The organism is Methanococcus aeolicus Nankai-3 (genome assembly GCF_000017185.1).
In the GTDB taxonomy this organism is placed as follows: domain Archaea; phylum AGJL01; class Methanococci; order Methanococcales; family Methanococcaceae; genus Methanofervidicoccus; species Methanofervidicoccus aeolicus.
Window position 1 is genome coordinate 1,479,300 of record NC_009635.1, and the last position, 14,950, is coordinate 1,494,249.

Sequence of the window (14,950 nt, forward strand, 5' to 3'; positions counted from 1 at the left end):
ATTATATGTTATTTATGCATATTTCCCCGTTATGAGGATATTCTAACTAGATATGTATGATTTAAATCAATAATGGTTAATTGTCAATTATTTCAAATCCATATTTTTTAAATATCGCTTTTCCTTCGTTATTTACGAAATTATAAAATAATTCTGCATTTTTTCTATTTTCGGTCAGGCTCAATATTCCAATGGGGACGGTTTTTATCTTATTGTATTTCGAATCTATTGGAATTATGTCTACTTTATCGCTTGCAATGGCATCGGCCCTCCAAACAACGGCGGCATCGGCTTGATTTAACTCAACATACATTAACGCCTGTTTTACTGTGGCCCCCCTAACTACAACATTTTTTTCTATTTTTTGAGTCATATTTGGATTGTCATTTTCTGCATTTTTCAAAATCTTTTTAATCGTTCTACCAATTGCAATATTTTCTTCTCCAAGTGATATTTTTACATTTTCTTTTTCCAAATCCTTAATTGAGGTTATATTTTTTGGATTTCCATTTTTAACGACAATTACAGGAATATGTTTGGTTATATTGGTATAGTTGATTATTTTTCCTTCTTTATCTAATTTTTCAATATAAAAATATGCTCCGGGCATATATATGTCCCCTTTATTTGAAGCAGTTATTTTTGAATATAATGCCCCACTACCGCTGTAATCATAATTAACTTTAATATTGTATTTTTTTTCAAATTCTACTGCTATTTCGTCCATTGGCTGTTGCATTCCAGCCCCCACATAGGCATGTATTGAAGCTAGGGCGTTTTCGTTTTCTGTATTATTTACACAGCCTGACAATGAAATAACAGATATAATTAACATCATCAAAACCGAGCCAATAATAAAATTATTTTTTTTGGTATTATTTTTCATAGAATCTCCTTTTTTTATCATTTATGACAAATTAAAAATATTAATGGTACTAAAATAATATAAAATACATCTACAAATTATATTAATATTTTAATTAAAAGTTAATATAATGTAATAATATCTAATAATAATATATAAAACTATTATCACTGGGCTATATTAGGGAGTTTAAAAATGAGGGTCTCAAAATCGCAAATCATAGATTTGATTGGGAATTTGACTCTATTCAAAAATAAAAAATAAATTTAATATTTCTTCAATATGGTGGGGGCTATAAATTTGCCATTTCATTTATAAGATTTAAAGCACCATTATATCCAAGCATGACTTTTTTAGGGTGTCCATACACATCAATTACAGGGAATCCGACTTTTAATGATGGAATATTTAAAGAATTTGCAATATATTTACTTCTATAGTCTCCAATAATAAAGTCTATATTTTTATCTTTTAAAGATTTTCCAAAATCATATAAATCTCCCGATATAACTTCAATATTTCGGTTTAATTTTTGTATGGTTTCAGCAAAATAATTGGTTTTTGTATTGGATAGCACTGCCACAACCTTTAATCCAATTTCATTTGCCAAATCCACAAGACCTATAACTTGGTCGGGAGCTCCATATATTGCAACTTTTTTATTTTTTAATTTGGCATTAGTATTTGCCATAGCATCAAGGGCATAGCCCCTATCGTCCAATAACGGTTCTGGTATGTTTGATATGTCCGATATATCATTTTCCCCTGCGGTATCCAATAGATTTAATATAAACTTGTCTGTATTTTTAATACCAATTGGATATTTTAGATTACACGATATAACCCCATATTTTTCCAAATATGATGCACCATCTACGCCTTCCATTCCAAAAGATACGGTAGCTTTTGAGTATATTGAATTTTTAATATTGTCTATTGTGGTATCGCATTTAGGATATTCCTCTTTTGGAAGTCTTAGTGGTCTATCCATTGATTTTATGTCATTTAATAAATTATATTGTATGCCAAGATTATTAAATATATGTTGGAGCTCCCTAACATCACCGGGATTTACTACGCCGTGAATTAGGTTTATTTTATTATTTTTTTCTTTTTTAATCTCTATTTCATTATCTTTTTCTAAAATACCACTGATTATACTATACATGGCATTGTTGTATCCATCAATATGACTTCCACTGTATGATGGCGTATTTATTGCCACAATATTTTTGTTGTTGTAGTTGTTTTTAATGTCTAATTTTATATTTTCTCCAATGGTTTCACTAAGTCCTGTTGTGCATATTCCTATTAATTCAGGATTTTTACTAACTTCAATATTTTCAATTGCTTTAATGATATTTTCAATACCTTCTCCCTGTATTGCAGAATATTCATGAAATCCAGTTGTAGCTATATCTGTGGGCTCTTTAAAATGTTCTACAATTATATGTTTTATATAATTTGCACATCCTTGGGAGCCATGCACTAATGGAATACATTTATATATGCCAATAAGGGCGAAAACTCCACCTATGAGCTGGTTCATATATGGAGGATTGACTGTTAATGATTTTTTTGAGATAATATCCCTCCATTTTTATTTTTTTAATTAATATTAATATTGTTTAATTTTTTTAATAATAATCTTATTTTACTAATTTCCATATGTTGGAATTAATGGCACCATAAACATCTTTTGCAAAATTGACAAATCCATCAAATCCTATATATACTGTGGAAGGAGCCCTGCCATTTATATATGGAATTCCTAACTTATGAACTAACTCCTTTGTTTTACTGTCGGAGATAAATATGTCGGGTTTGCAGTCTATTATGGCATTTTCAAGCTCGTATGTATTTGGATTATCGATAATTACTGCACCTTTTGGAAGTTGTTTTACAATTTTTTCGTAATTTTCTTTATTTGCAAAATAAGTTGCTACTCCAACTACTTCCATTTCAAGTTCTTCCATTGTCGGACCCATATAATTTAATGCCCTCTGGGCTCCATGACATATGAAAACTTTTTTCCCTTTTAATTCTTTTTTATAGTATTCTAATTCTTTTTCATTTTTATTTAAATAATAATCAATGGTATTATCCACAACTTTTTTATCGATGTCCAATATTTTTCCAATATTTTCCAAAGCATCACAGCAATTTTGTATTCCAAAGAAATTTGAAACAATATATGGCACTTCATAAACCTTTTCCATCATATTTGCAAATTGAATGGAACTTTTCATACAATGTACAATATTTAATTTTGCACTGTCCATAATTCTAATTCTATCAATTGTGGCATTTCCTGTAAATGAACATAATACTCTAACTCCCATTTTATTAAATATTTGCTCTATTGAGTTGGAGCTCCCTGTGCTAAAATCACCAATTATATTTACATCATATGGAGTAGGGGGTTGTTCCAGCACTTCCTCAACTTCTTTTGTGGCAATTAATTCAAAAAGTTTTTTGTTTGCTATCATATGCCCTTTATTTTGGGTTTTACCTTTAAATCCAGCACATTCAAATGCTAATATTGGTGTGTCCTTATTTTTATGGTTTGTATTTTTTAATTTCTTTTTTACTTCCTTTACAACCGCAGAAATATCGTCTCCAATTAATGCCGTTTGACAGGTTTCATATACAAATATGGCATCGGGGTTAAATTCTTCGCATATTTTAAGTATTGCATCGTATAGCTTCTTTTCACCACCAAATACTACATCTTCTTCTTTAATGTCTGTTGTGAAGCAGAATGAATATGTATCGGGTCGATAGTCCCATGAATAATATGCACAACTTGCAGGAGAATGAATAAGATGGATTACATTTTTTATATGGCTGTTAATAATAATCTTACTTCCATGAAATGTGCAAGACCGTTCGGAAAAATCTCCTGGTTGTGTAAATTCAGCACATGCTGGAAGTGTATTATTATCATTTGTTATACAGTGGCCTATCCTATCGATTCGCCCTTTAACATTTTTATTTGTTGAATTGGCGTTTATATCGCTTATTATATTGGTATCCCCTGCATTTTGTGTTTTTTCCATATGCTCCACCACTTATATAAATTAATAAATATTCATTTTAAATTTTCATGTTTGTTAAAGTTAGTTATATAATAGTAAAAAAATGCCAATAGTAAAAAAATTAATAAGTAATGAATTGGCTAAATTTGGCAATAAATAATTAATAAGAATTAAATTAATAATAATTAATAATAAATTAATTCTTAACTTTTACTGCATCAGCAGGACATAAATCTTCACACATCATACAGAAAGTGCATTCGTCGGCATTAGACACAACAATTTTGCTACCTTCAACACCGAATACATCTGTAGGGCATGCATCTTTACAGCCTGAACAATCTATTCCATCACAGTTATTATAATCGATTTCTACAACCATTTTTATTCACCAGTAAATAATAAAGTATATAATATATTCAAAAAGTATGTTGATGGGGAATAAATTTAGTATATTACAACATACTAGGTATTTAAATCCAATCGATACCTTTGGAAACTCCTATTTCTTTTAATTCGGGAATTAATTCTTTCAAAGATTCAAATTTTTCCCCAGCTTCTTCTATTGTAGGCAAATCCCAAGGTCTCCCGAAATTTCCACCAAATTCATTGTCTCCATATTCTGCAATTATTACAGGAGCTCCTTTAATTTTTGAGAATTGAACAAACAAATCTCCATCTACGGGGTTAGCATCTTTACCGATATTAAAAGTAATATATGTAAAGTCATTTTCGTCTGCTTTTTTTCCAACTTTATCATAATAGCCAGTTCTAATAATTTTTAATTCTGACACAATTTCACCTCTTCATAGTCAATCGACGGACTTTTTACTTATGCTAATTAAATAGTAATATTATAGTTAATCTTCAATAATTGTCCCTTATCCGTCCCAAACTTTGAACGAATTTCCCTAGTTAATACAAATAACGATTTGTGTATTGAATAGTAATGAAATTGTCCGAAGATTAACTATATCTATATTTTTCAACTTACTGTTGGAGTCGAGTCTCTGGCACACTAGTACTTAATATAGTATTTACAAGCTCATCAAAGAATCTTAAACTCCCCATGTATCCCATTATTGGCCATCTGGAATATCCGACTCTATCATATACTGGGAATCCAGTTCTTAAAAGTCCTATTCCCATATCTTTTGCTATTGCAGTTCCCCCTCTTGGGTGTCCAATAATTAAATCTACTCCTATTTCTTTTACTTTCTTTTCAAAGTCCCAGAGGTCAGAGAATTGAACTTCAATATCCACATTAAATTCTTTTGCAATTTTTTCCATTTCTTTTTTATATATTCTTGAAGGTGTTTGGGTGCTAACTACAACAGGTTTCATACCAATTTCACAGCAGAATCTTGCCACAGCTATTACATGGTCAGGGTCTCCGAATATACCTACCTTTTTATCCATTGTATAGTGGACTGTATCGGCAATAGCATCTATTAATTTACCTCTTTCATCAAGGAGCTCATCAGGTATTCCTTTGCCTGTAAGTTGGGCTACATTTATTAAAAATTCATCTGTATTTTTAACTCCAATTGGTTGTCCATAGAAATCAGGTATTTTAAATTTCTTTTTTAAGAATAAGGCACCAGCCCCTCCTGCGGATTGACATAATGCAAAAGTTGCCTTACCATTTCCAGCATCTACAAATTCTTCAATGGTAGTTCCAGCGTCTGGGTAATATGGCACTTCATCAAGAGGTTCTCTCAAAGGTTTGTAAAGATTTTCACTAATATCGAATATGATTGAGAAATCTTTTCCTTCCTCTAAGCCCATCATTTTAAGCATTCTTTTTATTTCCAATATATCTCCGGGGTTAGTTCCAAATCCAGATATGATATTTATTTTATGTGGTTCAACTTCTGGGTCTTTTTTAGCCAAATATTGGAAATATGCTTTTGAAGCATTGTCATATCCTGTTGCATGACTTCCTTTATATGCTGGACAGTGAACTGGAATAATTGGTAATTCTGCTTTTTCTTCTCCAACTTCCTTTGCAATATTTTTTCTTGCAGCCCTAATAAATGATTCAATATCGTCTCCAATTGTTTCAGAGGAGCATGTTGTAATTACGGCTATTAGGTTTGGATCATATCTTGATACAAGGTTTGTTAATCCATCAACCAGGTTTTTCATTCCCCCATATACCGCAGCATGTTCGTGAAATGATGCAGATGCAATGGGTGATGGTTCTCTAAAATGTCTTGCAAATTGATATCTTGCATAAGTTGTGCAACCTTGACCACCTTGAACAAATGGGACGCCTTCGCAAACTCCCAATGTTGCCCACATTGCCCCAATTGGCTGACATATTTTATTTGGGTTTATGGTACTTTTCCTTGTTTTTTTCATGTAGTTTATTTCGCCGCAATTGCTACATTCTGTATGGTCACTCATTATTTCACCTTATATTCTTCAAATTTGTCCTCTTTTTCATGTATTGTATTCCAAATTGGATGACAAACCGCTTTATAAATATCTCTTGCAAAATTGACAAATCCTCTGTATCCTGCATAAGGTCCTTCTTCATAACTGTGTGAATTTACTGTTGGAATTCCGAATTTTCTAAATAAATATCTTTCTTTTAATCCTACAAGCATGAAATCAGGTTTATATATTTCTGCCGCCTCTTCCAATTCTGGTTCATTTGGTGAATCCATTACAAGAACATTAGTTAATCCAGCTTTTTCAAGATTAATATTCATTTTTTCGTAATCATCCTCATGGGAGAATGTACAGCATGCAACCACATAATCAATTCCCAATTCCTTCATAGCCATAATCCAGTGCCAGGTTCTTGGACCTCCAACATAAACCATGCACTTTTTACCGTTAAGTTTTGATTTATAGAATTCCAATTCTTCGTTTATTGGTTTTAATTCTTTTTCAATTACTTCATCCACTGTTTCTTTTGGTATATTCAATCTTTCAGCTACATCATATAATGCTTCAGAAGTTTTAGTAATTCCAAAGAAAGAAACCCTTGTGAATGGCACATTAAATCCATCTTGAACCATGTGAGCAATATATTCAGCAGACCTTTGACAGTGAACAACATTTAATTTTACATCTGTTAATTTAAACAAATCATCCATTGCAGCATTTCCTGTAAATGTCACTACATTTCTTACTCCAATTTTTTCAAATAAATCATTAATTACAGCAACATCCCAATCCATGTTGTAGTCCCCGATTAATGCAATATCATATGGAGTTTTATTTTCTTCTTTTAGACATTTTTCAGGATATTGTTCCTTTTTCTTCTTTAACCATCTGTAAAACATCGTGTTAAATACATGGTGTCCTTTTGACTGGGATACTCCTGCAAATCCAGGACAATTCACTGGAAATACTGGTTTTTTCATATATTCTTCAACTTTATTACCTACTGCATCAATATTGTCTCCAATAAGTGCCGTAGGACAGTTGGTATATATCATCATACCATTAGCTTCTGGGAATTCGTCAATTGCTTCCATACACGCTTTTTCAAGGGTTTTTTCCCCTCCATATACAATGTCTGATTCCTGTAAATCTGTTGTCCAACAGTATCTTCTATGAAGTTCATTGTCTGACAAAGCTCTTCTTGATCCCCAGGTATAAAATGCACATCCCACAGGACCATGCACCATGTGTATAATATCTTTAACAGGTCCTCCAACTACACCCCTAGCTCCTGCAAAGGCACAACCTCTTTCAGTCATGTCTCCTGGAACTGTGTTTATATTGGATGCAGGTATTATCTTTTCTTCGGGGTCAAACACATAGGTATGTTTCATTCTTTCGGGGATTGGGTTATCGCAATCCAATAATACATATGGCATTATTTCACCTTAAATTATTAATTATAGTAATTAAATGGTATTTGCAAATATTAATTAAATTAAATACCAATAATTGCAATACCTAGATTTAAATTCCTTATTTAGTTTCCAATGGCAATGTCTCCTGATTCGCCTGTTCTAATTCTTATGGCATCTTCGGTAGGCATTACAAATATTTTACCGTCTCCAAATCTTCCAGTTCTATTAACTTTCATAATTAATCCTACTACAAGTGGAACATCGGCCTCTTCGGCAACTACGGAAATCATTCTTTTAGGGATATATTTTAAATGTAATCCTAGGGCTTCTCCTTCTTCTCTTATTTTATCTAAATCTACCAAATCAGGCATATTTAGTGCAAAATAACCTTTCTGTTTTCCCCTTCCAAAGCACTCACACATAGTCATGGCAGGAAATCCTACACTAGAAAGTGCCTCAGCAGTTTTTCTAACTGCATTTGGTCTTATTATTGCTATTATTTCTTTCACAATTTTCACCTGTGTTATTTGGTTTGTTTTTCGCCTGTTCTAATGGTGTATAATTCCTCCAATGGCTGAATAAAAATTTTCCCATCTCCGAAATTTCCTGTTAATGCAGAGGACTTTATTAATCCTACAACTTCATCAACTTCATCATCGCCAACAGCAAGTAATAATAGTGTTTTAGGTAATTCGTCGTAATATATTTCTCCAACTTGTAATCCGCCCTGTTTTCCTCTTCCTACTGTATTTAATTTTGTAAATGCAGGATATCCTGCGTTTTCAAGAGCATCTACTACATCATCTACTTTTTCAGGTCTAACAATCGCTTTTATTAATTTCATTATTTCACCGCATATTTTTTAATTATAATTATAGTGAATCACAAATGTTATTTAATGGCCTATATAGTTAAGAGAATCTCCTAACCGTGTTATTAATTATTCTGTTATCTACTTTATAGGCATATCAATAAATGTCGTCGATTTACTATCTCTAATTTATTAAAATAATTAAATAGGATTAATAATTATAGAATTAATCTAATAATCCGTATTTTTCCACTAACTGCTCTAATTCCTCCATTGACAATGGCGTAGGTTTTACTAAATCTTCATTTGCCGTAATATTTTCGACCAAGGTTCTGTATTCTTTTGCTTGATTACATTCTGGGTCATATTCGATTACTGTTTGTTTGTTAAATTCTGCTTTCTGAACGATATTGTCTCTTGGGACAAAGTGGATTAATTTTGTTCCTAATTTTTCAACAAATTCTTCCATTAATTCTTTTTCTCCATCTACTTTTCTTGAATTACAGATAATTCCCCCTAATCTAACTCCTGACTGGTCGGCATACTTTAAAATACCTTTTGCAATATTGTTTGCAGCATATAATGCCATCATTTCCCCTGATGTAACGATATATATTTCTTCTGCTAATCCATCTCTAAGTGGCATTGCGAAACCACCACATACAACATCCCCAAGAACATCGAAGAATAAATTATCCAAATCATCTGGATATCCTTCTAATTCTCTCATTGTATCAACAGCTGTAATAACTCCTCTACCAGCACATCCTACTCCTGGCTCAGGACCTCCACTCTCAACACAGTAGATACCTCCAAATCCTTGTTTTCTAACTTTTTCAAGTGTAATTGCATCTTCCCCTTCATCCCTCAATACATCCATTACTGTATTTTGCCCCATTCCGTGGAGAATCATTCTTGTTGAATCTGCTTTTGGGTCACATCCGTGTATCATTACTTTATGGCCTAAAAAGTGAGCAAGAGCTGCTGCCATATTTTGTGTAGTGGTTGATTTTCCAATACCTCCTTTTCCATATATTGCTATTTTTTTTGCTTCCGGAGCAATTTCGTCGAAACTCATTTAACACACCTTATTATTTTTTTTAAATTTTAATTTTACTAATTGTTATATTGGAATAATACTTCCTATTTTATTGTAGGTATACGGAAATATATTTCCGCTTCTAAATTATAGTAGGTTATTATAGTATATAAAGATTTTTATTTTAATAATCTAAATAAATATATAAAAGAATATATAATAATAAATAAAAATATGTTAAAGGGAGCTCCCAACTTAAATTCCCAACTTAAAAACAAAAGAAAATATTATTAAAAAAAGATAAATTTATTATTTAAACCAAAATTTTAAAAACAATTTTCCAAATTCAGTTATTTTTACAGTAGCGCGGTCCTTTTCAGCAAATCCACATTGAAGAAGCGGTTCAACCCTATCATATGCCGTTCTCCTATGAATGCCAAGCTCTTTTGCAAGTTCTTCTATTTTTACAGCACCTCCCATAGTATCAATTTTAAGCATCGTTTCCTTTGTAGCGGGATACTTAGTAATCATGTGAATACCTTCTTTTGCACTTATTGAAATTAAATCTGGGACTATTGAGCACATTGATACTGTATAATTCATATATTTACTAAATATAGCTTCACCATAAGGAGTAAATCCAAATAATGGGTTTGATGTGTATTCTTTTAAACATTCTTTTATGGTTGTTTTGGATATTTCGGTTAAAAATAGGGAGGTTAAACAGAAAGTTAATGGTGAAATATGTTTGGTATATTTTGGTGGCGTATTTACCGTGGAGCTAATGGCATCATCAAATAGTTTTTTTATGGTTTCGTCATTAATATCGACTAATTTTAGTTCATTTCCTTTCATAACATTTGAACCACATATCAATATATCATTTTTTATGGAAATTGGACCTTTTATATGTATATTTCCATTTGAATCCACTAATCCAAAAGGATGTGATAAATAATATGCCCTATCTTTTTGGAGCTCCGTATTGGATCCCTCATAATTTAAAATATTCTTATAATATTTCAATGAATTAATATAATTTAAGGAATATATATAACGCTTATTTGCATCTGTAATTATAGTTTTATTATCATTGTAGTTTATAGTTTGCTGTTTTCCTTCTGTTATGTCTCCCTTTTTATTGTTGCCGTCGGATGACATATATTCTGTATTTTCATTGTTTTTAGTATGGTCCATTAGAGAACGGCTACTACTATATGATATCTTGGGTATTATGTCTCCTCCAATTGCAACACAAACTACACTATCAAAATATGCATCATTGCAGTATTGGTATGTTTCTTTAAATTTAAAGTCATCTGATGTAGTTCCGCCAAAAATTGGGGTGGTTATCCCCAATACATCAACAATACCGTTTAAAACTTCTTCTTCAAATTTGCAATAATCCATAAAAACCATCATCAATTTGGGCATCATTCCAAGGTCATCCATTGCAGCACTAGCGGCTTTTTTCCCTGCATCTCTGGGATTCATAGAAATACCTAATCCAACACCGGCACCAACATTGAAGTATTTTGAAGCTAAAATGCCCACAAAAACCGAATTTTCACATAAATTATTATTTATTATTCCATATTTTGAGCTTCCTCCTACAATAGTAGTTTTTTCCCCAAGAATTAGATTAACTCCGTTTAAAACTTCCTCTGGGTTGTAATCTGGATGGGAGAATAAAAACACTACATTGGGCATAGAGGATTTGCTTAAATTTTTTAATGCATCTGATGTGGCATGAGCTCCGGCTTTTAATGGATTGTCATCCTTAGATGCCCCATACCCAAATTCTATAAACTTCACACTAACACCACATGGTTGTTATTTTATTATCTATAATTGTTTTATTTTTTTATTTGGTCCTGCTTAGCAATTTATATTTATATATTTAGTTTATCATATATATGTTATTAACTTTTTAGACATACACATATAGATAAATAACCATATAATTTTTCCTCATATGATTGATATATATACCACATAGTAAATTGACGAACACTCTTAGTAAATAGTGTATATAAATTGAAGTATTTATTTTGTCTAAATAGTCCTTAATTATTTTGGACAATAAACGAACACATATGCCAATTCACCATAATCTCTATTATAGTTAATCTTCAATAACCGTCCTTTATTTGTCCTATCGTAAAAAAATTCCTCTGGAATTTTGAGGTCGTAAAAACTCCTTCGGAGTTTTGAGAAATTATTATGGGCATATTTACTTCGTTTTTAGTAATATATATTTTGGCTTTTTAATTATGGCATATTTATGAAAACGACCAAGATTGACTATAAACTATTTTAATAATCTTCCATGTTTATATGGTAGCATATACAATTTTAAATATATATAACTATGTTCATAATGGTTATAAAGGTTTGATATAATTTTAAATTAAAATATCTATGGCAAAAACACCCATGTTGATGGAACTAATATTATAATATATGGTGGGTCAAAAGAGAAATGTCGACCATAATAAGAAGAACATACACCTATAAAAAAGAATGGACTCAGGGAGGATTATAGTTAATCTTCAATAACGGTCCTTATCCGGCTTATTATTAAATAAAATCTCTTCGAGATTTTATACAAAAGCATAGCTTTTGTAAACAAAATCCTTCTAGGATTTTGTAAACAAATTTCTATGTTTTTTAGTAATGTAGTGGTGATTTTGGATTTAATCGTGGCATATTTATGAAAACGACCAAGATTGACCATAGATAAAATATTATGTTATAATATGTTTTTGAATCAGAGGAAAATTTCTAGAAACAGAAATAGCAGAATGACAATAAATTAATATTAAAATTAGTGATATACAGTATTATATGTAAGTGTTAAATGGTATAATTTATATACACTATAAATACTAAACATATCAAAAAATCTATAATTAATAAATATTATCTTATTAATACGCCCATATTTATTAAAATATTAATTGTTAGGGTGACAAAATGGTCAAAATACTTGTAGTTGAGGATAATGATGACATACTAAATCTTATAAAAATTATACTTGAATTAAATAATTATGAAATTGTTATGGCGTCAGGCGGGCATGAAGCCTTGAATTTATTAAAAAATATGCAAGAATTACCTGATTTAATATTGTTGGATATAATGATGCCAGAAATTAGTGGATGGGATGTATTGGATATTATGAAATCGAATAAAAATTGGAAAAAAATACCAGTTATAATTTTAACGGCATTGGCACAAGAAAAAGATATTAAAATAGGAAAGGAAAAACAAGTTGATGGATATATAACTAAACCTTTTGAAAAAAAATATCTTTTGGAACAAGTAAATGAGTTAATATTAAAAATGCAAAAGGGCAATAAATAGGATAAATAAATAGGATATTTAGGTAGATTACTAAATTAATAATATATAGGTGTAAATATGGGGGAAATACCCAAAATAAGAAAATTTGGAACTAAATTAACGATTTATTCTATTATTGTCGCACTTATCCCCGTGGTTATTCTTGGAGTGGTGTCCTCACATACTATTACACAAACCATGAATGAGCAGGCACAAGACAAAATAAACACCGACTTATATGCTGCGGAAGAGTTTATGGGGCACAACCTTGATAAATTGTCTTCTATATGTGAATATACCGTCAATTCTCCCGATTTACTGGAGAACATGAAAAATAAGAATATTAAAAATTTAAAAAATATACTATTATTGACAAAAAAATCTAGTGATGCTGATTTTGTTACTTTATTTGATAATACTGGAAATGTAGTATTGAGGTCAAATAACAATAACTATGGAGATAAAGAACTTTCAGACCATATAAAAAAGGTTTTAAATGGGAGTAATGTCACAGCCACCATAATATTGGATGAAAATACTGTTAAAAAAGAGAATCTTGAAAATAAAACAATTATTTATATATTTGATAAGGGTGATTTTGTACCTCTTGATATGGAGAATAAATCCATTGAATATAGGGGTCTTGCACTGGTATCGATAAAACCAATATATGATAACAATACTGGCGAAATAATGGGGGCCCTGATGATATCAAAAGTGCTCAATAAAGATACATATATTGTAGATAAAATTAAAGCAACTACAAAGGACACCTCCACCATATTTTTAGGAGGGCTTAGAATATCTACAAATGTTCAAGAAAATCACGAACGGGCAATAGGGACCTTTGTATCGCAGAATGTATATGAACAAGTAATAAAAAAAGGAGAAATATACTATGGGCGTGCATTTGTTGTTGATGATTGGTATTTAACAGCATACAAACCAATTAAAGATGATAACAATAATATTATCGGAATGATATATGTTGGAGTTCCAGAAAAGCCCTTTATCGCACTCCAAGATAAAATAAAACACATAATTTTATGGGTTGGTTTAGTAGCCTTTTTAATGGCCTTGGTGGTTTCGGTAATTATTAACAGCACCATTACAAGACCAATAAAGAAGCTGAAAAAAGGAGTAGAAATGATGGGAAAGGGGGACTATAATTTCAGAGTTAATATTAATAGCAATGATGAATTTGAAGAACTTGCACATGCATTCAACAAAATGGCCGATGAAATTAAAAGCTCACAAGAAAAATTAAAAAAACAAGCCGAAAAGCTGGAAATATCATACAATGAACTGAAAAAACTGGATAAATTCAAATCCGAAATAATATCCATAGTTTCGCATGAGTTAAGAACGCCACTGACCTCAATAAAAGGGTATGTAGAGCTTGTATTAGATGGCACAATGGGCACCATAAACGAATCTCAAAAAAGATGTCTTGAAATTGCCAATGAAAATATTGACCGGTTAAAAAGGTTGATAGATAATATGCTTGATTTATCAAAAATAGAGCGTGGAGAGCTAAAAATGGACATATCCAAGGTGAATTTAAATGATATCGTTCAAAATGTGGTTCATTCATTAAAGCCATTGGCTGATGGAAAGAATATAAAAATAATAAATAAAGTAGAGCCCATAACTGCAAATTTGGATAAAGATAAAATAACAGGTGTGCTAACTAATTTAATAGAGAATGCCATAAAATTCTCCCCCGTAAACGAAAATGTAACTATTGAGGCATTTAAAGAAAATAATATGGTACATATAACTGTAAAAGATAACGGTCCAGGTATACCAAAATCTGAATTAACTAAAATATTTGATATATTCTATCAAGTTAATTCTTCTGCAAAAAGAATAAAAAGTGGTTCGGGTCTTGGTTTAGCGATATGTAAAAGTATCGTGGAATCCCATGGTGGAAAAATATGGGTAGAAAGTAAGTTTGGAAAAGAAAGTACATTCCATATATTGCTCCCATTGGATAAATAATGCTGGTTAAGAATTTTATCTTAATGCCGATGGCGA

At 31.0% G+C, this 14,950-nt stretch carries 13 protein-coding genes; 2 read left to right on the forward strand and 11 right to left on the reverse strand.

Features of this window, described 5'->3' with window-relative positions; translation table 11 throughout:
• Positions 1-76: 76 nt before the first annotated feature.
• The 11 genes from modA to MAEO_RS07355 form a co-directional block, all read right to left on the reverse strand.
• The gene (modA, locus tag MAEO_RS07305) at positions 77-886 is read right to left on the reverse strand and encodes a molybdate ABC transporter substrate-binding protein (protein ID WP_011974133.1); all 810 of its coding nucleotides are present in this window, start codon (positions 884-886) and stop codon (positions 77-79) included.
• 271 nt (positions 887-1,157) lie between these two features.
• Positions 1,158-2,414 (reverse strand): nitrogenase component 1, encoded by a 1,257-nt coding sequence (locus MAEO_RS07310; protein WP_011974134.1) that lies wholly within the window; start codon positions 2,412-2,414, stop codon positions 1,158-1,160.
• A gap of 100 nt (positions 2,415-2,514) precedes the next feature.
• Positions 2,515-3,924, reverse strand: a complete 1,410-nt coding sequence (locus MAEO_RS07315; RefSeq protein WP_011974135.1) for a nitrogenase component 1 — start codon at positions 3,922-3,924, stop codon at positions 2,515-2,517.
• 175 nt (positions 3,925-4,099) lie between these two features.
• On the reverse strand, positions 4,100-4,285 hold the full coding sequence (locus tag MAEO_RS07320; RefSeq protein ID WP_011974136.1) for a 4Fe-4S binding protein: 186 nt from the start codon (positions 4,283-4,285) through the stop codon (positions 4,100-4,102).
• Positions 4,286-4,376: 91 nt separating this feature from the next.
• Positions 4,377-4,697 carry a hypothetical protein gene (locus tag MAEO_RS07325; RefSeq protein ID WP_011974137.1) on the reverse strand — a complete coding sequence of 107 codons (321 nt, stop codon included), beginning with the start codon at positions 4,695-4,697 and terminating at the stop codon, positions 4,377-4,379.
• A 196-nt stretch (positions 4,698-4,893) separates the two neighbouring features.
• Positions 4,894-6,312 (reverse strand): nitrogenase component 1, encoded by a 1,419-nt coding sequence (locus MAEO_RS07330; protein ID WP_011974138.1) that lies wholly within the window; start codon positions 6,310-6,312, stop codon positions 4,894-4,896.
• Positions 6,312-7,739, reverse strand: coding sequence for a nitrogenase component I subunit alpha (locus tag MAEO_RS07335; RefSeq protein WP_011974139.1), 1,428 nt, complete (start codon positions 7,737-7,739; stop codon positions 6,312-6,314). Before MAEO_RS07335 ends, MAEO_RS07330 begins: the two co-directional genes overlap by 1 nt.
• 101 nt (positions 7,740-7,840) lie before the next feature.
• Entirely contained in the window at positions 7,841-8,227 is a 387-nt protein-coding gene (locus MAEO_RS07340) for a P-II family nitrogen regulator (protein WP_011974140.1), read from the reverse strand.
• 14 nt (positions 8,228-8,241) lie between these two features.
• A complete protein-coding gene (locus tag MAEO_RS07345) occupies positions 8,242-8,562 on the reverse strand; it encodes a P-II family nitrogen regulator (RefSeq protein ID WP_011974141.1) in 321 nt (106 codons plus the stop codon).
• Between the two features lie 193 nt (positions 8,563-8,755).
• On the reverse strand, positions 8,756-9,607 hold the full coding sequence (nifH, locus tag MAEO_RS07350) for a nitrogenase iron protein (RefSeq protein WP_011974142.1): 852 nt from the start codon (positions 9,605-9,607) through the stop codon (positions 8,756-8,758).
• 270 nt (positions 9,608-9,877) lie between these two features.
• Positions 9,878-11,383 carry an FIST N-terminal domain-containing protein gene (locus MAEO_RS07355; protein ID WP_011974143.1) on the reverse strand — a complete coding sequence of 502 codons (1,506 nt, stop codon included), beginning with the start codon at positions 11,381-11,383 and terminating at the stop codon, positions 9,878-9,880.
• A 1,161-nt stretch (positions 11,384-12,544) separates the two neighbouring features.
• On the opposite strand from MAEO_RS07355, the gene MAEO_RS07360 reads away from it, so the two are divergent.
• Together MAEO_RS07360 and MAEO_RS07365 are read left to right on the forward strand one after the other, a co-directional pair.
• Positions 12,545-12,934: a response regulator transcription factor gene (locus MAEO_RS07360; protein WP_011974144.1), complete on the forward strand. Its 390-nt coding sequence runs from the start codon at positions 12,545-12,547 to the stop codon at positions 12,932-12,934.
• Between the two features lie 57 nt (positions 12,935-12,991).
• Positions 12,992-14,914 carry a cache domain-containing protein gene (locus tag MAEO_RS07365; RefSeq protein WP_011974145.1) on the forward strand — a complete coding sequence of 641 codons (1,923 nt, stop codon included), beginning with the start codon at positions 12,992-12,994 and terminating at the stop codon, positions 14,912-14,914.
• Positions 14,915-14,950 lie beyond the last annotated feature (36 nt).

Coding starts and splice junctions, on each gene's coding strand:
- modA (WP_011974133.1), bottom strand. CDS start 886: ATGAAAAATAATACCAAAAAAAATAATTTTATTATTGGCTCGGTTTTG.
- MAEO_RS07310 (WP_011974134.1), bottom strand. CDS start 2,414: ATGAACCAGCTCATAGGTGGAGTTTTCGCCCTTATTGGCATATATAAA.
- MAEO_RS07315 (WP_011974135.1), bottom strand. CDS start 3,924: ATGGAAAAAACACAAAATGCAGGGGATACCAATATAATAAGCGATATA.
- MAEO_RS07320 (WP_011974136.1), bottom strand. CDS start 4,285: ATGGTTGTAGAAATCGATTATAATAACTGTGATGGAATAGATTGTTCA.
- MAEO_RS07330 (WP_011974138.1), bottom strand. CDS start 6,312: ATGAGTGACCATACAGAATGTAGCAATTGCGGCGAAATAAACTACATG.
- MAEO_RS07335 (WP_011974139.1), bottom strand. CDS start 7,739: ATGCCATATGTATTATTGGATTGCGATAACCCAATCCCCGAAAGAATG.
- MAEO_RS07345 (WP_011974141.1), bottom strand. CDS start 8,562: ATGAAATTAATAAAAGCGATTGTTAGACCTGAAAAAGTAGATGATGTA.
- nifH (WP_011974142.1), bottom strand. CDS start 9,607: ATGAGTTTCGACGAAATTGCTCCGGAAGCAAAAAAAATAGCAATATAT.
- MAEO_RS07360 (WP_011974144.1), top strand. CDS start 12,545: ATGGTCAAAATACTTGTAGTTGAGGATAATGATGACATACTAAATCTT.
- MAEO_RS07365 (WP_011974145.1), top strand. CDS start 12,992: ATGGGGGAAATACCCAAAATAAGAAAATTTGGAACTAAATTAACGATT.